15 protein-coding genes are annotated in these 21,153 nt (G+C 69.5%); 5 read left to right on the plus strand and 10 right to left on the minus strand.

Features of this window, described 5'->3' with window-relative positions; genetic code table 11:
* Positions 1 to 793: 793 nt before the first annotated feature.
* On the plus strand, positions 794 to 5,860 hold the full coding sequence (locus OG587_RS22295) for a LamG-like jellyroll fold domain-containing protein (protein WP_329093262.1): 5,067 nt from the start codon (positions 794 to 796) through the stop codon (positions 5,858 to 5,860).
* 86 nt (positions 5,861 to 5,946) lie between these two features.
* The gene (locus tag OG587_RS22300; RefSeq protein WP_329093263.1) at positions 5,947 to 6,456 is read left to right on the plus strand and encodes a hypothetical protein; all 510 of its coding nucleotides are present in this window, start codon (positions 5,947 to 5,949) and stop codon (positions 6,454 to 6,456) included.
* Positions 6,457 to 6,662: 206 nt separating this feature from the next.
* Here OG587_RS22300 and OG587_RS22305 read toward each other — a convergent pair whose 3' ends face one another.
* Together OG587_RS22305 and OG587_RS22310 are read right to left on the minus strand one after the other, a co-directional pair.
* Entirely contained in the window at positions 6,663 to 6,860 is a 198-nt protein-coding gene (locus OG587_RS22305) for a DUF397 domain-containing protein (RefSeq protein WP_329093264.1), read from the minus strand.
* Between the two features lie 23 nt (positions 6,861 to 6,883).
* Positions 6,884 to 7,180 (minus strand): Scr1 family TA system antitoxin-like transcriptional regulator, encoded by a 297-nt coding sequence (locus tag OG587_RS22310; RefSeq protein ID WP_329093265.1) that lies wholly within the window; start codon positions 7,178 to 7,180, stop codon positions 6,884 to 6,886.
* A gap of 199 nt (positions 7,181 to 7,379) precedes the next feature.
* On the opposite strand from OG587_RS22310, the gene OG587_RS22315 reads away from it, so the two are divergent.
* Positions 7,380 to 11,828, plus strand: coding sequence for a bifunctional nitrate reductase/sulfite reductase flavoprotein subunit alpha (locus OG587_RS22315; RefSeq protein WP_329093266.1), 4,449 nt, complete (start codon positions 7,380 to 7,382; stop codon positions 11,826 to 11,828).
* Between the two features lie 152 nt (positions 11,829 to 11,980).
* Here the strand turns inward: OG587_RS22315 and OG587_RS22320 are convergent, their stop codons facing one another.
* The 4 genes from OG587_RS22320 to OG587_RS22335 form a co-directional block, all read right to left on the minus strand.
* Positions 11,981 to 13,174 (minus strand): cytochrome P450, encoded by a 1,194-nt coding sequence (locus OG587_RS22320; protein WP_329093268.1) that lies wholly within the window; start codon positions 13,172 to 13,174, stop codon positions 11,981 to 11,983.
* Between the two features lie 35 nt (positions 13,175 to 13,209).
* Positions 13,210 to 13,794 carry an isochorismatase family protein gene (locus OG587_RS22325; RefSeq protein ID WP_329093270.1) on the minus strand — a complete coding sequence of 195 codons (585 nt, stop codon included), beginning with the start codon at positions 13,792 to 13,794 and terminating at the stop codon, positions 13,210 to 13,212.
* Between the two features lie 181 nt (positions 13,795 to 13,975).
* Positions 13,976 to 14,734, minus strand: coding sequence for an SDR family oxidoreductase (locus OG587_RS22330; protein ID WP_329093271.1), 759 nt, complete (start codon positions 14,732 to 14,734; stop codon positions 13,976 to 13,978).
* Between the two features lie 14 nt (positions 14,735 to 14,748).
* On the minus strand, positions 14,749 to 15,255 hold the full coding sequence (locus OG587_RS22335) for a carboxymuconolactone decarboxylase family protein (protein WP_329093273.1): 507 nt from the start codon (positions 15,253 to 15,255) through the stop codon (positions 14,749 to 14,751).
* A gap of 344 nt (positions 15,256 to 15,599) precedes the next feature.
* Between OG587_RS22335 and OG587_RS22340 the strand changes: the two genes are divergently transcribed.
* The gene (locus OG587_RS22340; protein WP_443075628.1) at positions 15,600 to 16,415 is read left to right on the plus strand and encodes an RNA polymerase sigma-70 factor; all 816 of its coding nucleotides are present in this window, start codon (positions 15,600 to 15,602) and stop codon (positions 16,413 to 16,415) included.
* A 58-nt stretch (positions 16,416 to 16,473) separates the two neighbouring features.
* On the opposite strand, the gene OG587_RS22345 is transcribed toward OG587_RS22340, so the two are convergent.
* Positions 16,474 to 16,629, minus strand: a complete 156-nt coding sequence (locus tag OG587_RS22345; RefSeq protein ID WP_329093278.1) for a hypothetical protein — start codon at positions 16,627 to 16,629, stop codon at positions 16,474 to 16,476.
* A 118-nt stretch (positions 16,630 to 16,747) separates the two neighbouring features.
* On the opposite strand from OG587_RS22345, the gene OG587_RS22350 reads away from it, so the two are divergent.
* Positions 16,748 to 17,125 (plus strand): VOC family protein, encoded by a 378-nt coding sequence (locus OG587_RS22350; protein ID WP_329093280.1) that lies wholly within the window; start codon positions 16,748 to 16,750, stop codon positions 17,123 to 17,125.
* Positions 17,126 to 17,205: 80 nt separating this feature from the next.
* On the opposite strand, the gene OG587_RS22355 is transcribed toward OG587_RS22350, so the two are convergent.
* From OG587_RS22355 to OG587_RS47225, 3 genes are all read right to left on the minus strand, one after another.
* Positions 17,206 to 18,015 carry a maleylpyruvate isomerase family mycothiol-dependent enzyme gene (locus OG587_RS22355; protein WP_329093282.1) on the minus strand — a complete coding sequence of 270 codons (810 nt, stop codon included), beginning with the start codon at positions 18,013 to 18,015 and terminating at the stop codon, positions 17,206 to 17,208.
* A 178-nt stretch (positions 18,016 to 18,193) separates the two neighbouring features.
* Complete coding sequence (locus OG587_RS22360) at positions 18,194 to 19,681, minus strand: MFS transporter (RefSeq protein WP_329093284.1); 1,488 nt, start codon at positions 19,679 to 19,681, stop codon at positions 18,194 to 18,196.
* Positions 19,662 to 21,107 carry a thioesterase domain-containing protein gene (locus tag OG587_RS47225; protein WP_443075629.1) on the minus strand — a complete coding sequence of 482 codons (1,446 nt, stop codon included), beginning with the start codon at positions 21,105 to 21,107 and terminating at the stop codon, positions 19,662 to 19,664. Before OG587_RS47225 ends, OG587_RS22360 begins: the two co-directional genes overlap by 20 nt.
* Between the last annotated feature and the right edge of the window lie 46 nt (positions 21,108 to 21,153).

The following is a 21,153-nucleotide window of genomic DNA, read 5'->3' on the forward strand; positions in this document are numbered from 1 at the left end:
GCCGCCCGCGTCAACGGGCGTGTGCGGCGGGGTCCCAGTGGAACGGGCGGCGTTCGACTAAGGCCATTCCAGGCCGGCCGCCGATGGTCCGTCAAAGGTTCTCGCGGGGAAATTCTTAGATAGGCCTCTGTTTACAGTCCATTGTGATGATCGATATCTGCGCACACTGTATTTACGAGGCCGTTGGATATTTATGAGGGCGGCAGGCCGAAGGTCGAAAAAAACCCCGTTGAGTGAGCCCTTTTCGTCTTGGGCAACGGCCCTCTCCGATGAATTGCGGCACCAGGATCGCATGTGCGGATGAGCTTGGCCAGGCGGATCAACGCGTGGTTGGACAGTGGAATCGAGGCACGGTACGACAGTGACGAGTCTCCTGGCCGGGACATCGGATCTTGGTCGACCGCTGCCTTGTCGGGAGCCTCCTCTCCTCCGCCATCGCCATGCGTGAAGCCTCGCCGACCAGGGCCGTCAGGGCGGAAATGGCTCGGTGTGCAACCGCTGGGAATCAGCGGTTGCACACGCCTTTCGCAGTGATGGTTCTTTCCTGAAACCAATCTTTACTTTCACGTCGGCCTTATGTGAAGATCGCCTGGTTCGATCGAATCGATCATGGAAGGCCGGAGTGAACACACGCCGACTGAGACTTGGTGCCTTATCCCGCAGTCGCCGCCGTACATCCCTGATAGCTATTCTCGGGCTGTCCGCATCCATACTGGCGGCCGTACCCGCCGCTGCCGATCCCGCCCCTACTCCCGCCCCTTCACCTTTGACGCCGTCCACCGCCTCCGATCCTGTGCGGGCTGCCACGCAGAAGGCGGAACGGGAGAACAAGCAGATCGAAATCGAGAGTCTCCACACCGAGAACTCGACCACGGTCGCCAATCCCGGCGGCGGGACGCTGGGTACCTACGTCTACAGCCAACCCGTCCGCGTCAAACGGGACGGCGCCTGGCGGGCGATCGACACGACCCTGGTCGTGGAGAACGGCGTGGTCAAGCCGCGTGCGGTCAAGCTGGACATCAGCCTGTCCAACGGCGGGAACACCACGCTGTTGACCGCCAAGGGCGAGTCCCTGGGGACGAAGAAGGGCAAGGCCGGCGAGGTGGAGATCACCGCGCCGGGTGAACTGCCCGCTCCGAAGCTGTCGGGCAACAGGGCGGTGTACGAGTCCGCCTACGGTCGCGGCGTCGACCTGGTGGTCACCGTGACCCCCACGGGGTTCCACCGGGAGATCGTGATCCGGGAACGGCCCGGCGGGCAGCTGACGCTGCCGATCTCCGCCGACCTGCCCGCCGGGATGAGCTACGGCAGGACCTCCTCCGGGACGGCGGCCGTGCTGGACGGCGACAAGCCGGTCACCGAGCTGGCCACGGTACGGATGCTGGACGCGACGGCGGCCAAGGACCCCGGCTCCGGCCGCGTCGGCACGGCGAGGACCGCCGTGGAGCGGAAGCAGGACGGACCGGCGCTGGTGCTGTCGCCGGACGCGGGCTTCCTGGCCGATCCGCGGGTCGTCTACCCGGTCACCCTGGCGGCGGACGAGTCGGACTGGTACGGCCCGGGTTACCCCGACGACACGTTCATCAACAACAAGACCTGGAACACCGGCGGCCCCAACCAGAGCATGTTCAAGCTGCTGGTGGGCAACGGCGGCAACGCCATCTCCAACGGCCCCACCAACGACCCGAGCACCGTCTGGCGCAGCTACCTGCGCTTCGACCTGACCGGCACCCCCTTCATGGGGCGGACGATCATCAACGCCGACCTGCGGCCGTGGAACTACCGCTCCCACGCCTGCGGCGACGCCAAGGGCGACATTGTGGTGCGCCGCATCACCAGCAACTGGTCGGTCAACTCGCTGAGCTGGAGCAACCAGCCCACGGTGACCACCAGCGGCCAGGGCGTCAAGGGCAGCGCCGTCGGCGACCACTGCTCCGGCAACCTGACCTCGCGAGACGTGTACTACACCATCGAGGGCATCGTCCGGGACTGGGCCGCGGGTCAGCCCAACTACGGCCTCCGGGTCGGCGCCTTGCAGGAGGGCAACGTCGTCAACTGGCGCGAGTTCCGCTCGGCCAACTACACCGACTTCGACGGCCACCCCCCGCACCTCTTCGTCAAGTACGAGGTACCGCCCCAGGACCTGATGGTGGTACGCACGTACTCCGACGAGCAGGACGCTCCGACGGCTTCGTACGAGGAGGACAAGGCATGGGTGGACGCGGGTAACGTCTACGACGATCTCCCCCCGCCCCAGGAACTGACCCCGGAGCAGGCCATCGAGGAGTCCCTCGCGGACGGTGTTTCGATGGACGCCAAACTCGTCGACGGCGCCTACATTCCCGAGGGGATCTCCGACGAGGATCTCCTGGAGACGGTCGACAACCCCGGGGAGGGGGCGGACTTCCCCGGCGAGGTGCCCCCGGGGAACCCCGTACCGGTGCCGAGGCCCCCCGACCGCCTGCTGAACGCCAACCCCTTCTTCGAGACCGAGTCCGCCCCGTGGACGGTCGCCGACGGCACCCTGCAGCGTTCGACGGACCGCGCGCACGAGGGCACGGCATCGGCGAAAATCGTCGCGGGCGCGCAGGGCGTTGTCCGCTCCGAGGCCGGCCTCCCGGTCGTCGCGGACCGCCTGCACGCGGCCACCGGCTGGTTCTTCCCCGTCGGTGCCGACGCGGAGGTGCAGTACGGGCTCGACTGGTTCAAGGCGGACGGCTCCTCGGCGGGTTCGTCACCGGTGTCGAAGACGCTGCCGCGCGACACCTGGACCGAGGTATCGATCGAGGAGTTCCCGCCGGCTGAAGCGGTGACGGCCCAGCTCAAGCTGATCGTCCCGGGCGCCGTCACGCTGTACGCGGACGAGCTCAAGGCTCTCGGCGCCACCGCTCAGGCCCCACCGGTCCCCAGTTTGGTGGCGGCCTACGGGTTCGACGAGGGTACGGGTTCGACGGTGGGTGACGCGTCGGGCAAGGGCAACGTCGGTACCGGCCGTGACATCTCGTGGACGGACGGCAAGTTCGGCCAGGCGGCGGAGTTCGACGGCTTGACCAGCTGGGTGACGGTGCAGGATTCGGCGTCGTTGCGGCTGGGCTCGGCGATGACGCTGTCGGCGTGGGTGCGGCCGGAGACGGTCACCTCCTGGCGCACGGTGGTGATGAAGGAACTGGCTCCCGGGTCGCAGGGCGCCTCGTACGGGCTGTACGCCTCCAACGGCAGCGGCCCGTCGGGGTGGCTGCAACTGGACGGCACGGTGAATCAGGTCAGTGGATCGTCGGCGTTGCCGATCCACGCCTGGAGCCACGTCGCGGTGACGTACGACGGCGCGAACGCGCGGTTGTACGTCAACGGCGCTCTGTCGGGTGAGGCGCCCGCGAGCGGCGCGCTGGACGACGAGGGCGCTCCGCTGCGCATCGGCGGCAACAACGTGTGGAGCAATGAGCTCTTCGAAGGGGACATCGACGAGGTCCGGATCTACAACGAGGCGCGGACCGAGGCGCAGATCCAGGCCGACATGAACACCCCGATCAACGGTTCCACACCCCCCGACCCGGACCCGGACCCCGATCCGGACCCCGATCCGGACCCTGACCCGCCTGTTCCGGGGCTGGTCGCGGCGTACGGCATGGAAGAGGCCGTCGGCAGCACCGTCGCCGACTCCTCCGGCCACGGCAACACCGGCACCGCCCTTGACACCACCCGGACGACCGCCGGGAAGTACGGCAGGGCGATGGCGTTCGACGGCGAATCCAGTTGGATCACCGTCAACGGCGCCCCCTCCCTGCGACTGGCGGACGACATGACCGTGTCGGCCTGGGTGAAGCCCGACACGGTCGACAACTGGCGCACCGTCGTCATGCAGGACTGGGGCAATGGCGAATACGAGTCCTACGGCCTGTACGCCTCCAGCGAGGACGGCCCCCCGACCGGATACCTGGCCACCGAGTCGGACGAAGCGGTATCTACCGGGACCAATTCCCTGCCGACCGGCACCTGGAGCCACGTAGCCCTTACCTACGACGGCACTCGCGCCCGTCTCTGGGTGAACGGCGTCGCGGTGACGTCAGCACCACTTACCGATGTTCTCATCAGTGACGGAAGCCCGCTCTACATCGGCGGCCACTCCGTCTGGGGCGACTACTTCGACGGTCTCATCGACGAGGTCCGCGTCTACAACGTGGCGCAGACCGCGGCGCAGATCCAGGCCGACATGAACGCCCCGGTCCCGACGGCGACCGGCGCGGCGGCCTCCGCGCGGACGCTCAGGACGGCACCGGTGGCGAAGTCGGCGATCGGCAAACTCGTGTCGGAGGGCACCGTCGTGTCCCGGGGCAGCGCGCTGACCGCCACGCGGAATCCGGAACTGGCGGCCTGGGTGACCGGGAAGGCAGGGGCCTCCTCGGCGGAGTTCGAGGTCGCCGCACCGCCCGCCAGGCTGTCGAAGGCGGGCAGGACGATCTGGTCGGGCACGAGCGCGGCGTCGGCCGAGCCGAGGAAGACCGTGCGGATCCCGGCCGGCAAACTGGACGACGGCACGCGCGTCCGCTGGCGGGCACGTACGATCATCGCCGGTACGCCCGGCCCATGGTCGGCCTGGCAGCCGCTGACCGTCGACGTGTCTGCCAAGCCCGCCTCCGCCAAGCCTGCCTCGGCCAACCCCGTGAAGGCCGGGTCGGAGAAGCGCGCGACCGCGACGTCGGCTCAAGCTCAGGCGCAGGCCAGCGACCCGGTCGAGATTCGCCAGATCTTTCCGGAGCAGAGGGCGAACGCCTCCCGGATGACGCTGGCCGACTGCAAGCAGCAGACGGCGAACACCAATCCCGACAAGATCACCGAGTACAAGCGGAACAGGTTCGACTACTGCCGGCGTATTCCGTTCCGCGCCACGCAATGGCTGAACGGGGAGAAGGCCGGAGAAGTGCTCGCTCACTCCTACTGGCGGATCACCACGAACCAGAACAACCGCGAGTTCAAGACCCAGGAGCACATGGTCATCAGGTCGGCCACGGGAACACTCGCGAACGCTCCCATTATGCTCTCCCGCTACATCTTCCCCGTCGGGGACCGCAACATGGGAACCTGCCTCGCCAGCCAGTCCGACGAGGGGTTGAAGTATTGGCACCGGGTCAGCGCGTGGCAGGCGGCGGCCCCCGATGACTGGCACATCACCGGAGGTTTCAGGTCGACCGAGATGACGGGAGTGGACAAGGAGGGATCGTGCACGGAGACCAACATGTTCGGCGTCAAGTTCCCCATGCCCGATGGAAGCGAGGAGCTGAAGTTCTCGGTGGGTAAGGCGCGCGGCATACGTTGCGACACCTCGCCGCTCTTCAAGAAGTCGTACCCCAACGGAGGGTGTGTGATTTTGCGCGGCGGGCTCACGCTGGCCATGGCTGAGAGCGATCAGACATACAACGCGAGAGAGGATCGCTACACCTCGATCGCGGAAATATACCGTCACGTCAAAAGCGCTTTGCAGTCCCCGGGGCTCAGTAAGCCGGGCAGGAAGACCTATTACGACCTGGATCCCAGCACGAAGAAGTTCGCGGGCGCCTGGGGCGACAAGGAACATCCGCTGACAAGGGCCAAGTACAACACCACTCCCGCGGGCAGCCACGGCATCGTCCACAAGGCGTGCGAGAACGAGTACACCAAGGCCGAGCGGGTGGGCAAGTCGTGCGACGAGTACCCGTTCGCCAGCACCGAGCAGAGCGCCGAAAACGCCAATCCGAAGAACAACTACTCCATCCGCCTCGTGGATGCGAAGGTGAACAGTTTCCATGGACGCGCTCTCGGCTTCTGGTACGCGAACAACCGGGTGACCCGAAGCGATAAGTTCTGGGTCAAGCTCCTCAACTAGCCGAATCGACTAACCGAAAGGCCCCGGCGCGTGCCACCGCGGAACGCGCCGGGGCCCTTCTCCCATCACCGGAAGGCGGGGCTCCCATGGCGGTCCTTCGCGCGAGCGCCCTCGACAGCCTGCGTATCTGGTCGGGCTCCGGCTTCCTCATCACCGAGATGAAGGACGGCGTTCCCATGGGCAGCCCCTCGCCGGGCGACGGCATGAGGCATACGCTCCCCAGAATCGGGGCGGGGCCCAACGGCGTCAGCATCACCAGCGTGGTCCACCCCGGGAACGAGCTTTCCCGGGGCGGTCCGATCCACGTCCGCTACGAGGTCTGGGACGCCGAGCCCGACCTGCTCCCCTCCTGGGAACGCATGTGGGAAGGCCGCCTCCACCTGCGCACCGGCCTGATCGGCATCGCCGAGGACTACGGGGACCCGTACGCGTCGGACGACGAGTACCTGGAGTTCGACACGGGTGAGCAGGACAGCACCTGGTCGGCTCGGGTGTTGACCAGGCTCCTGGTCAACACCGGGGAGCCCGACTTTCCGGCCGGTATCGTCGAGGCCGATCTCTACCGGATGCAGCTCTGGCCGTCCCGGACGGTGTAGCGCCACCCGCCGGCAAGCGGCTCTGCCGCGTCGATCTTGTCAGGCTGCGGTTCCGGCCGCTGGAGAAGGGCTCCCGGTGATCGTGAGAATGAGCCGAGGCCGCCTTCCCGTGTGCGGAGGGGCAGGCGGCGGCTTGGTCAGGGGATGGGCTCATCGCTCGGCGGCGCGGGGCCGGGTTCCGGTCCGGAGCCGGCCCCGCCGGGGAGCTACGCGTCGCTTTTGAGGCCCGCGACGAAGGCCGACCAGGTGGCGCGGGTGAAGACGAGTCCGGGGCCGCCGGGGTTCTTGGAATCGCGGACGGCCACGACGTCGCCCAGGTCCGCGACCTCCACGCAGTCGCCGTTGGCTCCGCTGAGCGAGCTCTTGCGCCACGTGGCGGTGGTCAGGTCTACCGGGTTGGACATCCCGCGCCCCTTCGGCTGGACACTCACGCCAGGTTGTTCGGCGCGTTCATCAGCATAGTCGCCGTGTCGGCGGGGCTGAGGGCCGCTGCCCTGAGGTAGTCGAACACCGAGACGTACCGCCGGACGTCCAGGGCGTCCTCCAGGTACAGGCCGCTGGACATGTTCTCCAGATAGATGAGATCACGCCGAGGCGGGTGGAGCGGTCTGGTTCCGGCTCCCGTATGACGGGCCGAAGGACTCCTGACGTTCGCGAAGCGGGGAAGCCGAACCGTGGACGCTCCGCCCGGTTTTCGCGCCGATCGATGGGCTCGCCGATGCACGGGTTTACGGCGAAGGTACCCGCGCGTGGCCGGGGGAGATCGGCGGTGATGCGGATGTAACAGCCGGGCGCGGACATTTGTGACGTCTACGTAACGCCTGTTTCTTATGTTTCCGTCGTTGGCACCGCCCGATGCGGCTTTGGCGTTCCCGCTGTTCGGCGGAGGGCGTCACGGGCCCCTACTCAGGGAGAAGGGACCTATGACGGCGGCGGAGAGAGTGAAGACGGTCTGCTCGTACTGTGGTGTCGGCTGCGGGATCGTGCTGGAGGTGGACGGGCGGCGCAGGGTCGTCAAGGCCTCCGGTGACCGGAGCCACCCGGCCAACGCCGGTCGGCTGTGCACCAAGGGAGCCACCACCGCGGACATGCTCGCCGCCCCCGGCCGCCTCGAAAGCGGGCTGGTCAGGCCGGACCGGGGTGCCGAGCCCGTGCCGACCGACGTGGACGCGGTGATCAGCGAGACCGCCCGCAGGCTGCGGCGGATCCTGGACGAGCACGGGCCGGACGCGCTGTCGTTCTACGTGTCCGGCCAGATGACGCTGGAGGCGCAGTATCTGGCCAACAAGCTCGCCAAGGGTTTCGTCGGCACCAACCAGATCGAGTCCAACTCCCGGCTGTGCATGGCCAGCGCGGGCAGCGGCTACAAGCTGTCGCTGGGCTCGGACGGCCCGCCCGGCTCCTACCAGGACTTCGACCACGCCGACCTGTTCTTCGTGATCGGCGCGAACATGGCCGACTGCCACCCGATCCTGTTCCTGCGGATGATGGACCGGGTCAAGGCCGGTGCCAGGCTCATCGTGGTCGATCCCCGCCGTACCGCCACCGCCGACAAGGCCGACCTGTTCCTGCAGATCAGGCCGGGCACCGACCTGGCCCTGCTCAACGGGCTGCTGCACCTGCTGGTCGAGGGCGGCCACGTCGACCACGAGTTCGTCGAGCGGTACACCGACGGCTGGGAGGCGATGCCGGACTTCCTGCGGGACTACCCTCCCGAGACGGTCGCGGCCCTCACCGGCATCCCCGAGGACGACCTGCGCCGGGCGGCCGAGTGGATCGGCGCGGCGGGGGAGTGGATGAGCTGCTGGACGATGGGGCTCAACCAGAGCACGCACGGCACCTGGAACACCAACGCGCTGTGCAACCTGCACCTGGCCACCGGAGCGATCTGCCGCCCCGGCAGCGGCCCGTTCTCCCTGACCGGCCAGCCCAACGCCATGGGCGGGCGCGAGATGGGCTACATGGGACCCGGACTGCCCGGCCAGCGCTCGGTGCTGGTGGAGGAGGACCGGCACTTCACCGAGGAGTTGTGGGGCCTGCCGCCCGGCACCCTGCGCACCGAGGTAGGCCAGGGGACCGTCGAGATGTTCTCGCGCATGGCCGAGGGCGAGATCAAGGCGTGCTGGATCATCTGCACCAACCCGGTCGCCAGCGTCGCCAACCGCAGGACCGTCATCGAGGGCCTGGAGGCCGCCGAGTTCGTCGTCACCCAGGACGTCTTCGCCGCCACCGAGACCAACGCCTACGCCGACGTGGTCCTGCCCGCGGCCATGTGGGCCGAGACCGAAGGCGTGATGGTCAACTCCGAGCGGAACCTCACCCTGCTCCGGCAGGCCGTGGAACCACCGGGACAGGCGCTGCCCGACTGGCGGATCATCGCCCGCGTCGCCTGTGAGATGGGCTTCGAGGACGCCTTCTCGTACGCCGACGCGGAGGAGGTGTTCGAGGAGATCAAGCGAACCTGGAATCCCAAGACCGGCTACGACCTGCGGGGCGTCACCTACGAGCGGCTGCGCGAGACCCCCGTCCAGTGGCCGAGCCCGCCGGGCGGCGGTGACCGCAATCCCGTCCGCTACCTCAACGACGGCGTCAGCCAGGCGCCGCTCACCCGGTCCGACGGCAGCCGCCCGCGCCTCGCCTTCGCCACCGCGAGCGGCCGGGCCGCCTTCTTCCCCCGCCCGCACCTGCCCCCCGCCGAACTGCCCGACGACGCCTACCCTTTCGTTCTCAACACCGGCCGACTGCAGCACCAGTGGCACACCCTGACCAAGACGGGGAGGGTCGCCAAGCTCAACAAGCTCAACCCCGGGCCCTTCGTCGAGATCCACCCGCAGGACGCCGCCGAGCACGGGATCGGCGAGGGCGACCTGGTGGAGATCGCCTCCCGGCGCGGCAGGGCCGTGCTGCCCGCCCGGCTGAGCGACCGGGTCATGCCGGGCAACTGCTTCGCGCCGTTCCACTGGAACGACCTGTTCGGCGAGTACCTCAGCGTCAACGCGGTCACCAGTGACGCCGTCGACCCCATCTCCTTCCAGCCCGAGTTCAAGGTGTGCGCGGTCTCCCTCACCAGGGTCGTCTCCGAGGCGTTCCCTGCGGCTCCGGAGCAGGCCTGGACGGCGGGGTCCCCCACGGTTTCCGGGCCCACCCGGACGACCGCGTTCCCCGAGCTCTCCGCGTCCCCAGCGTCCCCAGCGTCCCCAGCGTCCCCGGCGTTCCCCGTGGTTCCGGAGTACGCCGGAACGGCCCCGGAGGCCACCCGGCACGCCCGGATCGCCGCGCTGGCCGGCCTGCTCGGGGTGGCCGACCTGACGCCGCCGGTGCTCGCCGACCACGAGCGCCGCTACATGGCCGGTTTCCTGTCCGCCCTCGACAGTGCGGCGTCCGTGCTCGACGGCCCGGCCTCCGCCCTCGAAGGCCCGGCGTCCGCTCTCGACGGTACGGGGTCCGCTCTTGACGGCACGGTGTCCGCCGGTACGGCCGTGCCGGTCCTGCCGGAGCAGGCTCCCGTCGACCCCGCCCACGCCCTGTGGATCAACGGGGTGCTGGCCGGGATGTTCTCCCGAGCCCTCGCGCCGCCACCTCAGCGGGCGATCGGCGATCCGGTGTCGCCGGCGCGCGACATCGTTGTCCTGTGGGCCTCCCAGACCGGGAACGCAGAGGAGTTCGCCGCCGCCAGCGCCGACCGGCTGACCGGCGCGGGGCGAGCCCCCCGGCTGATCAGCATGGCCGACTGCGCCCCGGACAGCATTCCCCGTGGTGCGGACCTGCTCGTCATCTCCAGCACCTTCGGCGACGGAGAGGCACCCGACAACGGCGTCGGATTCTGGGATGCCCTCATCGGGTCCGGTGCCCCCCGGCTCGACGGCGTGCGCTATGCCGTACTCGCCTTCGGCGACTCCAGCTACGACGACTTCTGCGGCCATGGGCGACGGCTCGACCAGCGCCTTGAGGAGCTGGGCGCCCAACGCCTGGCACCCCGCGTGGACTGCGAGCCCGACGACCATTCACGGGCCCTCGGCTGGCTTGAGCGGTTGCTCACCGCCCTCGCCGAGTCTCCCGTGTCTCCCGTCCCGTCATCGACGCGTCCAGAACCTGAGTCGGCGCGTCCAGAGCCCGAGTCGGCGGGCTCGGAGTCCGAGCCGACACGCGCGGGATCCGGGCCGACGCTCTCAAGCCCTGTTTCGGCCCCCTCGGACCCCGGATCGGTCCCCTCGGGTCTTGGGCCGGTGTCCTCGGGGCCCGAGCCGTCGGCGGGCTCCGGCAGGGCAGCGCGGTTCAGCGCCCCGCTGACCGGTAACCGGCTGCTCAGTCTGCCCGGATCGGCCAAGGAGGTGCGGCAGTTCACCTTCGACACCGGCGGCGAGCTGACCTACCAGGCCGGTGACGCGCTCGGGGTAATGCCGGTCAACAGTGCCGACCTGGTCGCCGAATGGCTGGCCGTGACCGGCCTCGACTTTGCCGACACCGTCGAGATCCCCGGCCTCGGCTCCGTCCCGTTCGGCGAGGCCCTGCGGGGTCACCTGGAGATCACCAAGATCACTTCTGGTCTGCTCAGGTTCGTCGCCGACCGTACCCGCGACCGCGATCTCACCCGGTTCCTGCGCTCGGGCAACGGGGGCGAACTGGCCAAGTGGACCTGGGGCCGCCAGGCCGTCGACGTGGTCGGCGAACTCCCCGTCCGGGCCACGGCCCAGGAGTGGGCGGGCGTCCTCAAACGCCTGCGGCCGCGCCTGTACTCCATCTCCTCCAGCCCGCTGGTCGATCCCCACCGGGTGAGCCTGACGGTCTCGGTCGTCCGCTTCGACAACCCGCGCGGTACGGCGCGCAGGGGGGTGTGCTCGTCCTTCCTGGCCGACAGCCCCGAGCACACTCCCGTGCCCGTCTTCGTCCAGCGCACCAGGCACTTCCGTCCCCCGGCGGATCCGGCGGCCTCGATGATAATGATCGGCCCGGGTACGGGCGTCGCGCCCTTTCTCGGCTTCCTGGACGAGCGCCGGGCACTGGGCCACTCCGGCCGCAACTGGCTTTTCTTCGGCGAGCAGCGCCGTTCCACCGACTTCTACTACCGCGACGAGCTCGACGCGTCTTACCGCGACGGGCTGCTGACCCGGCTGGACCTGGCTTTCTCCCGCGACCAGCGCGCCAAGGTCTACGTCCAGGACCGCATGCGCGAGCACGGCGTCCAGCTCTGGTCCTGGCTCCAGGACGGCGCCCACCTGTACGTCTGCGGCGACGCCAGCCGGATGGCCAAGGACGTCGACCAGACTCTCCGCGAGATCGCCACCGTCCACGGCGGCCTCAGTGACGACGAGGCCGTCGTCTACGTCAAACACCTGGCCACGAGCAGGCGCTACGTACGCGACGTGTACTGAGCCCTCGCCGACCGCGTCCGGGCCGGGGTACGGGCGGGGTTGTGGCCGCCGTGTCCGATTAGGGATACCGGCAGGAAACGTGTCATGAGCCCCGAACAGCATTGATCCTTGTGTGTCGGTGGGTGAGGTGCCGGCTCTCGGAGGCTGTCCGCTCACCAGGTCACCGGCAGCGTGTGCAAGCCGTACACGAGGCCGAAGGCCCGGAAGTCGGCCTGCTGGTCCGGGTCGGCCAGGGCGAGGCCGGGGAAGCGGCGCAGCAGTGCCGGGAAGGCGATGCGCATCTCCATCCGCGCCAGCGGTGCCCCGAGGCAGTGGTGCACGCCGTGGCCGAAGGCGATGTGGCCGGCGGCTCCCCGGGTGATGTCGAGGGTCTCGGGATCGTCGATGAAGGCAGGGTCGCGGTTGGCGGCGGGAAGCGAGCAGATCACGAGCGAGCCTGCGGGGATGGCGTGCCCGGCGATCTCCACATCCGCCGTGGTCGTGCGCGGCGGCAGCGACTGCACGACGGACAGCCAGCGCAACAGCTCCTCGACGGCGGGTTCGACCTGGGCCGGGTCCTCGCGGATCACGGCGAGCTGGTCCGAGTGCCGGAGCAGGGCCAGGGTGCCCAGGCCGAGCATGTTCGAGGTCGTCTCGTGCCCGGCCAGCAGCAGCAGTCCCGCGATGCCGATCAGCTCATCGGTACTGAGATCGTGGCCGTGCTCGCGCACCAGCATGCCGAGCATGTCCTCGCCCGGATCCGCCTGGGCGCGGGCCACCAGGCCGGCCAGGTAGGCGCGGTCCTCCCGCTGCGCCGCGACGCGCTGGTCCATCGGCAAGGAGGTGTCCAGCAGGCGCACGGCACGCTCGTGGAACTCGGCGCGGTCGGCATACGGCACGCCCAGCAGCTCGCAGATCACCAGCGACGGCACCGGCAGCGCGAAGTGCTCCACCAGGTCGGCCGGCTTACCGGCCCGCTCCAGATCGTCCAGGGCCGCCTGGACGATCTCGGTGATCCGCGGCTCAAGCCTGCGCATCCGCCGTACCGTGAACTCCGGGGTGAGCATCCGGCGCAACCGCGTGTGCTCGGGCGGGTCGAACCCGATCAGCTGCCCGGCCCGCATCGTGGCCAGCTCGTCGGCGTTCATCTGCCCAGCTCCTGGGAACGGCGTCAGGGCGCTGCTGAACCGGGCCGGATCCGCCAGCACCTGGCGAACGTCCTCATGGCGGCAGACCAGGTACGCGGGCAGGCCGAACGGCGTCTCCATCCGCACCACACCCTCGCCGTCGCGAGCCCGGGCCAGCTCCTCGACCGGGTTGAGACCGTTCCGCCGCATGTACAGCGGCAAGTCCAGTGCTTTCATCATCTTTTGTCCTTTCATCCGGTGATCGTGTAAGAGCGTCAGGCGTGGGTCTTGGCCAGCAGGTCGATGATTTCGGCGGTGGTAGCGCTCTCGCCGAGGAGTGGGAAGATCCGTTCCATGCTGTGGCGATGCACCTCCGCATCCCGATCGGCGATGGCGTCCGTCACCAGCGTGACGTTGTAGCCGTGTTCGTAGGCGGCGCGGGCGGTGGACTCCACGCCGATGCTGGTGGCGATCCCGGCCAGCACAAGCTGTGTGACACCGCGGCGGCGCAGCCGCAGGTCAAGGTCGGTGCCGTGGAAGGCGCTCCAGGTGCGCTTGGTCACGGTGATGTCGCCGGGGTGGCCGGTCAGGTCATCGACGATGACGTCCCAGCCCGCGGGCAGGGGGCCGGGCGGGCGCGGAATCCCGGTGCGCCCTGGAGCAGCATCCGGTCCGTCCGGGCCGCCCGTGAGCCGGACCAGGACAACCGGAGCACCGTGGTGGCGAAAGGCGTCAGCCAGGTCGACCGCACGGGCCACCACCTCGGGGCCGGTGTAGGGGGTGGTGGGGAGGCCGACGACGAGGTTCTGCAGGTCGATGAGGACGAGTGCGGTCGTTGTGTCGATCGTGGTGAGGGGCATGAGTGAGTCCCTTTCTGAGGATGCGGTGACGAATCCAGGCGCCCAAAGGGATCGGACCGTGCGTTTGGCTCGGAGGGAACCACTGAGTTCCCTAGGGCGAGGTTCGGAGGAAGCCCTTGTTCTCGAAACTCCGGGCCGTGGCGTTCCGAGAACAAGGGCAAGGCCGTACCGCACGGCCGGCTCAGGGTTGGGTGTCGAGCCACTCCCGGAAGGTGGGTCCGGCGAGCTTGGCGTGCGGGCTGGGCAGGAACCCGCCGTTGGCGGCGATCTCGGCATCGGGTATGCCGGAGCCGTCGACGCCGACGACCTTGATGCCTCGGCGGGCGCCGAGGAGTTGGGCCGCCTCCGCCATGGTCTCCTTACGGGGTCCGGCGATCTCGGGGATCGGCGTTCCCGGGGCGGGCGCGTCGGGGTCGGTGGCCAGGTCGACCAGTTCCTCGGCCACGGTGCGGCAGGCCACGAGCTGGGTGGGCAGGGCCGGGAGGTAGGCGACGTCGCCCTGCTGCCAGTCCAGGAGCTGACCGACGAACTCGTGGAACTGCGCGGACCGCAGGATGCGGACGGGAAGCGGGCCGGACAGCAGGAGCTCCTCGTGCACCTTCTTGGCGGCGACGAAACCGGCGGTGGCCTTGTCGACGCCGATGATGGACGCCATGGCGATCTGGGTGACTCCCGCCTTCTGGCCGTACTCGTGCAGATTGCGGGCCGACGTGCGGAAGAACTCCGTCGCCGCCTCCTGCTCGGAGGCGTGCCAGGAGGCGACGTCGATGATGGCATCGACCCCGGTGAGAGCCTCGGCCAGGCCCTCACCGGTGATGATGTCAACGCCGGTGGCTCGGGACATCGGCACCACCTGGTGCCCCCGTTCGGTGAGGATGTCGACGACGTGGCGGCCCAGCCGCCCGGTCGCCCCTGCCACCGCGAACTTGGTGATGCTCATGGTGTGTACCTTTCTCACTCGCTGTAGTTCTGGCCGGGGGGCATGCCGGGGATCGGCTTGGCGATGAGAGCGGCGGGGGTGAAGAAGCCGATGTGGGCGATCGCCATGATGAGCGTCCACATCGCCTTGTCGTCGTAGTGCGCGGACGCCTTGGCGTACAGCTCGTCGGGGACGCGCTCCCCGGACGGGTTCGGGGTGAGGACGGCCTCCACGAGCTCCAGCGCGACCCGTTCGGCGTCGGTGAAGTAGGTGGCGTCGTGCCAGGTGGCCACGGCGGTGATGCGCTCCTCTGATTCCCCGATCCTGCGGAGGTTGTTGGTCTCCCGGATGGTGAAGTACGTGCTGCCGAGGATCTGCCCAGCGCGCAGCTGCAGCAGGCTGATGGTCGTCGGGGAAATCGCGCCGTTCCTGAGGACCTTGTGCAGGCCTTCGCCGACTTCTGCAAGCTCGGGGACGAAGGGGAGGGGGTTGGGCATGCGCGACCGCAGGTCCTCCTGCTTGGTCGTCGTGGGTGTGGACATGGTGAGGTCTTCCTTGTCTTGCGTGCCGTAGTGCCGTACGGATCGTTCGCGCGGCGTCCTGACGAACACGAGACGCCGGCGCCCCGATCCCTGTAACAGCGCGGCCATGTGACATAGGCCACCTGCCGTGGGTGTTACAAAGCGGTGGGGAGCGGCGTCTTGTGCGTGTGGCAGTGCTGGGAGCGAACAGGCGGGAGCCGGGCATGAGCGAGCGCAGCGAACGAAGCGAACAAAGTGCGGACCCAGCCGAGCCGCTCGACCGTGCCGACCGTGCCGACTTCGTGGACTCCGCCACCGAGGCGTTCGTTGCCCACCGCAACCTGCTGTTCACCGTTGCCTACGAGATGCTCGGCTCGGCCGCCGACGCCGAGGACGTCCTGCAGGAGACCTGGCTGCGCTGGGTGGACGTCGATCTGACCACCGTGCGGGAGGAGCGTGCCTACCTGGTGCGGATCGTCACCCGGCAGGCGCTGGACCGGCTGCGCGCGCTCGGCCGGCGTAAGGAGTCCTATGTCGGGCCGTGGTTGCCCGAGCCGTTGCTGACCGCGCCTGATGTGGCCGAGGACGTCGAGCTCGCCGAGAGCGTCTCGATGGCGATGCTGCTGGTGCTGGAGACGCTTCAGCCGACCGAGCGGGCGGTGTTCGTGCTGCGCGAGGTGTTCGATCTGGAGTACGACGAGATCGCCGAAGCCGTCGACAAGAGCCCGGCCGCGGTCCGCCAGATCGCCTACCGGGCGCGGGCGCACGTCGCCGCGCGCCGACCACGCGGCATCGCCTCCCCGGCCGAGACCCGAGCCGCACTCCAGGCCTTCCAGCGAGCGGTCGAAACCGGCGAGTTGCAGAGCCTGCTCGACGTCCTCGCGCCGGATGTCGTCGCCCTGAGCGACGGCGGCGGAGTCAGGCATGCCCTGCTGCGGCCCGTTGTGGGGCTCGACAACGTGGCTCGTTTACTGGCCGTCGGCTGGTGGAAACGCGACGCGGAAAGGTCGACCGAGCTGGTGCAGATCAATGGCGGCCCTGGGCTGCTCGTGCGAGTCAACGGGGAGATCGACGGAGTGGTGGCGGTGCGCGTGGAGAGCGGCTATGTCACCGGCGCCTACCACGTGCGCAATCCCGAGAAGCTGTCGCGCGTGGAGCGGGAGACCGCAGTGAGCCGCTGAGGCCGGAACGACCTACCGCCCGCCGCGCTTCGCCCTCACCCCGGTGTCGGCCAGGCGCTCAGCGACGCCGTAGTAGCCACGACGGTCCCTTCGCCGGCAGAACGGTCAGGAACCCGGCGAACGGTTCCACGTAGTGCGTGTGCTCGGGCAGCATGACGGCGATCCGGTCAGCAAGCTCGGCCGTCCCGCCGTGGTAGGTGATCGGGGGCGGCACCCTGCTCCTCCTACGCCGAGACCGCCTTGTCGAGCTCGAGTCGTTTGTGGCTCATGACACGTTTCTCATCGGCACCCGACTAGGGTCGTGGGGTCGGCGTTCTTGACGAGGAGCACGTGTGATCGGCAACCTGCAGTGCGTGGTGCTGGACTGTCCCGACGCGCCGGCCCTCGCCCGGTTCTACCGGTCGCTTCTCGGTGGCGAGCTCAACCGGCCCGATCCTCGATGGTCGCTCGACGACGACTGGGCGACCCTTCACACCGGCTCCGGCCTCGTGCTCGCGTTCCAGGGTGTGCGGGAGTATCGGCCACCGCGCTGGCCGGACCCGGCGCGCCCGCAGCAGTTCCATCTGGACATCGACGTGGCGGACCTCGACCGGGCCCGGCGGCAGGTCCTCCAGCTCGGCGCCACCCTGCTGGACGCCGGAGACGGCACCCGCGGCTGGCACGTCTACGCAGACCCGGCCGGACACCCCTTCTGCCTGCTCCGCGGCTGACCGGCGACCGCTCGCTCCCCGATCGAGGCCGCGGCTTTCCAGGGTGATACGGAAGGCGCCGTCCACGGGCCGGGCGGTCGTCAGATACCGGGGAACACCCGGCGGAGGTCGTCGAGGATGACGCCGTCGCCGGTGACGGTCACCGACGGCGGGGTGTGCTCGGGGGCCAGCCTGCCGCCGAGCAGGCGCGCCCAGGCCTCGCAGGGAAGCGTCAGGGTGACGTCGGCCGGTTCCGGCGCCTCGCTGAAGCCGACGGTCTCCCCGAGGGTGAGGCCCAGGACGTGCTCGGGGTCGATCGTCTCGACCCGGAGGGTCGTGGCCACGCGCGGGTCCAGGGCGTCGGATCTGCCGATGAAACCGATCATGAAATCGAGCGGCCCGGTGTACAGGTCGGTCAGCACCCCGGCGGCGTCCCGCGCGACGGTGGCCTTGGGGTCGAAGGCGACCTTGACGTCCCAGGCGTGCAGGGCGGCCTCGTTCAGGCGCATCCCGGCCACCAGCGCGACGCTGCCGGGCATGGGGAGGAATCCCAGCTTGATCTGCAGCCGCTCGCGGGCGTCGGCGTCGAGGCTCTCGTACGCCGAGACGATGTCGGCGTCGGCGGTGAGGAAGTCCGCGGCCTGCTCCTCGGGGTCCTTCGCGTTCCAGCGGTCCCACACCGGGTGGTTGAAGTCCTGACCCGGGGCGTCCCGGCCGTCCTGCGCCGCGCGCAGTGTCGCCAGGCCGATCTCGGCGCCGCTGCCGAGGTGGCTGAGCACCTGGGCGACGGTCCACTCCGAACAGCCCGAGGGCCGGGTGAGGTCGGCGGCGTCCAGCCCCCGGACGAAGGCCGCCAGCTCGTCGTGGGTGGTGCGCAGAGCCGTGATGGTCCTGTCGGTGAGTGTGGTCATGGTTCTCCTACCGGGATGGGAACGGGTGGGGACGACGTGGGTCGTCGCGATCGAGCCGGGCGGCCACCCGGGGTCTCCTCCCGATCGTGCCCGCTGTCGTCCGGCCTACCATCATCCTCTCCCGTACCGGCACCCGTCCCCGGTGGGGCCCGGGGACAGGTGCCCGTCGCGCGGCCGCTCAGGTGCCGGGGATCTCCCTCACCTTCGGGATCGGGGAGAAGACCAGCAGCAGGATCGGCAGGATGGCCCCGGCGATCACCGCGAACAGGATGGCCGGGCGCAGGCCGAGGGCCTCGCCGAGCAGGCCCGCGCCCAGGGCACCGAGCGGGGCCGGGATCAGTCCCAGGGAGTAGATCGTGCCGATCACCCTGGCCTGGAGGTGCGGCGGGGTGATCGACTGCACCAGGGTCATGTTGCTGACGAAGAAGACCTGGTTGCTCGCCCAGACGACGAACTGGGAGAGGCCGAGCATCCCGGCGGCCAGCCAGACCGGTCCCGACGCGAACGGCACCAGCAGCAGCGCGCAGTTGCCGATGATCGTGCTCCACAGCAGTGTCGGGCCGATCCCCATGCGGCGCATGGTCCGCACCGACAGGGTCGCGCCGAGGATGGCGCCGACGCCGCCGGTCGCCATCACGATCCCCACCCACTCCACCGGCAGGTCGGGCCCGCCCCGCAGCAGGAACAGCACGTAGATCGACTGCATGGCGCCCATGACGAAGAACGAGTACAGCCCGCTGGCGATGGCCAGCGGCCGGATCATCGGCTGGTCCATCACCCACCGGAAGCCCGCCCAGATCGCCCGGTGCACGCTCCCGGCCGTCTCGTCGTCCGGGGCGGGCACCTCCTCGCGCTTGCGGATGAGGAGGATGGCGATCGCGGAGAACAGGTAGGAGAGCACGTCGATCATGATCAGCAGTGGCGCGGCGACCACCTTGATCAGCGCCGCCGCCGCGCCGGGACCGGCCGTCTGCGCCAGTGACTCGCTCAGCTGCAGCTTGCCGTTGCCGTCCCCCAGGTGACGCAGCGGGACCAGCGACGGGAAGTAGGAGCGGTACGCGACCTGGAACAGCACCGACAGCAGGCTCAGCACGAACACGACCGCGTACAGCACCCCGAGCGTGAGGCCGTCCATCACGTACAGCAGCGGTACCAGGGCCAGCACCGCCGCCCGGCCCAGGTCCGACCAGATCAGCACCGGCCGCTTGCGCATCCGGTCGATGTAGACGCCGAACAGCAGGAATCCCAGCATCGGCAGCCGTACCAGCGCGCCCAGGACGCCCATCTCGGTCGCGCTCGCGCCCAGGGTGACGACGGCGATCAGCGGGATCGCCACGTACGAGATCTGGGAGCCGAACTGGGAGAGGGTCTGGCCGGTCCACAGCCGCAGGAAGTCCTGGTTACGCCAGAGACCGCCGTCGTCACCGGTCTCCTCGGGCCGCTTCTCGTCCCCGGGGGCACCGGGACCCCCGGAGGCCCCGGGTCCTCCTGAGCCTTCGGAGGTCTCGGGACCTCCGGCGGCTCCGGGGACTTCAGGGGCTCCGGCGACCGGGGTGTCGGCCGTTCCGGTCGTCGTTGGAGCCCCGACCGTCGCGGTGCTCCCGGTGCTCTGTGGCGGTCCCGTGCTCCCCGCGTTCCGGGTGCTCTCAGTGTCCGGTGACGCCATGGTCGATCCAACTCCTCAGCTTGGCGGCCGCCTCGGCGACCAGGGGTTCGAACAGGATGACCACGCGCTCGCCGGGAATCGCCTCGATCGCGAGGTTCCCCTTGACCACGCCGTTCCAGCCCAGATCGGGCCGGTCACCGGCGGGGGCGAACAGCGCCACGTCACCGTCGTACGGCTCGTGCCGGTAGCGGCCGACCGCGTGGGCGTTGGCCCGGAACACCCGGAGGAAGCGCCGGGCCTGCTCGACGTCGGCGGTGTCGGGTGCCAGCCGCTGCTCCCGCCCGGCGGCGGCGATGACCGCCACCAGCATCTCCTCGGGGCCGAGCCCGGCGAACTCCGCGCCGCTCGTCTCCAGCGGTCCTCCCGCCAGCGCGTGGGTCATGAGCGAGGCGTCGTCCTCCAACGAGCTGGTGATCACGGGTTCGTCCGCGTCGGAGTAGAACAGCACCAGCAGCGGGACGTCCTCGCCGAGGGCGCGCAGCCGCCTGGCCATCTCCATCGCGATGTTCCCGCCGATGCAGAACCCGCCCAGTACGTACGGCCCGCCGGGACGGACGGCGCGCAGCCGGTCGACGTAGTCCTCGACCATGTCGGCCATGGTGGTGTGCGGGTCCTCACCGGGCATCAGCCCGCTGGCCGCGATCGCGTAGACGGGCTGGTCGGGGCCGAGCCTGCGGGCCATCGGGTGGTAGCGGAAGACCTGCCCGCCCAGGGCGTGCACCAGGACGATCGGGGTACGGTCGCCTTCCGCGTTGAGCGTCACCACCCGCTGCTCGCCCAGGTCCTCCGGGCGGCGCAGCACGTCCGCCAGGCCCGCCACGGTCGGCGAGGCCAGCACGGCCGCCACGGGCAGTTCCCTGCCGAACTCCTGCCTGATCCGCACGGCCAGCCGGAGCGCCAGCAGCGAGTGCCCGCCCAGGTCGAAGAAGTCGTCGAACACCCCGACCATCGGGACGTCGAACAACTCCTCCCAGATCGCCGCGACCCGTCCCTCGACCGGGTCCCTCGGCGGCACCCTGAATCCGTCCGCGCCCGCCGGTTCCGGCGCGGGCAGGGCCTTCCGGTCCAGCTTGCCGTTGGGGGTGAGGGGGAGTTCCTCCAGCGTCACCCAGGCCGACGGGATCATGTGGTCGGGCAGCGTGGCCCGCAGTCTGGCCCGCCAGTCGATTGTCGGCCTCGTTCCGGTCTGCGTGTTCTGTTCGGGGGTGGCGTCCGTTCCTGGCCGGGTGCCAGGGGCCGGGTTCGGGTTCGGGTTCGGGTGAGTCTTCCTGTCCGTACGCGCCTCCGTGCCGATGGCCGCGCCGTCGACCGTCTCGGTGGTCACCACGTAGCCGATCAGGCGGTCGCCGTCCGCGACGACCGCCGCCGCGCGGACCTCGGGCTCGGAGAGCAGCGCGGCCTCGATCTCGCCGGGTTCGACGCGCATGCCGCGGATCTTGGTCTGGGTGTCGAGGCGTCCGAGGTATTCGAGT

It is taken from the genome of Streptosporangium sp. NBC_01469 (genome assembly GCF_036227305.1).
Classification (GTDB): Bacteria; Actinomycetota; Actinomycetes; order Streptosporangiales; family Streptosporangiaceae; genus Streptosporangium.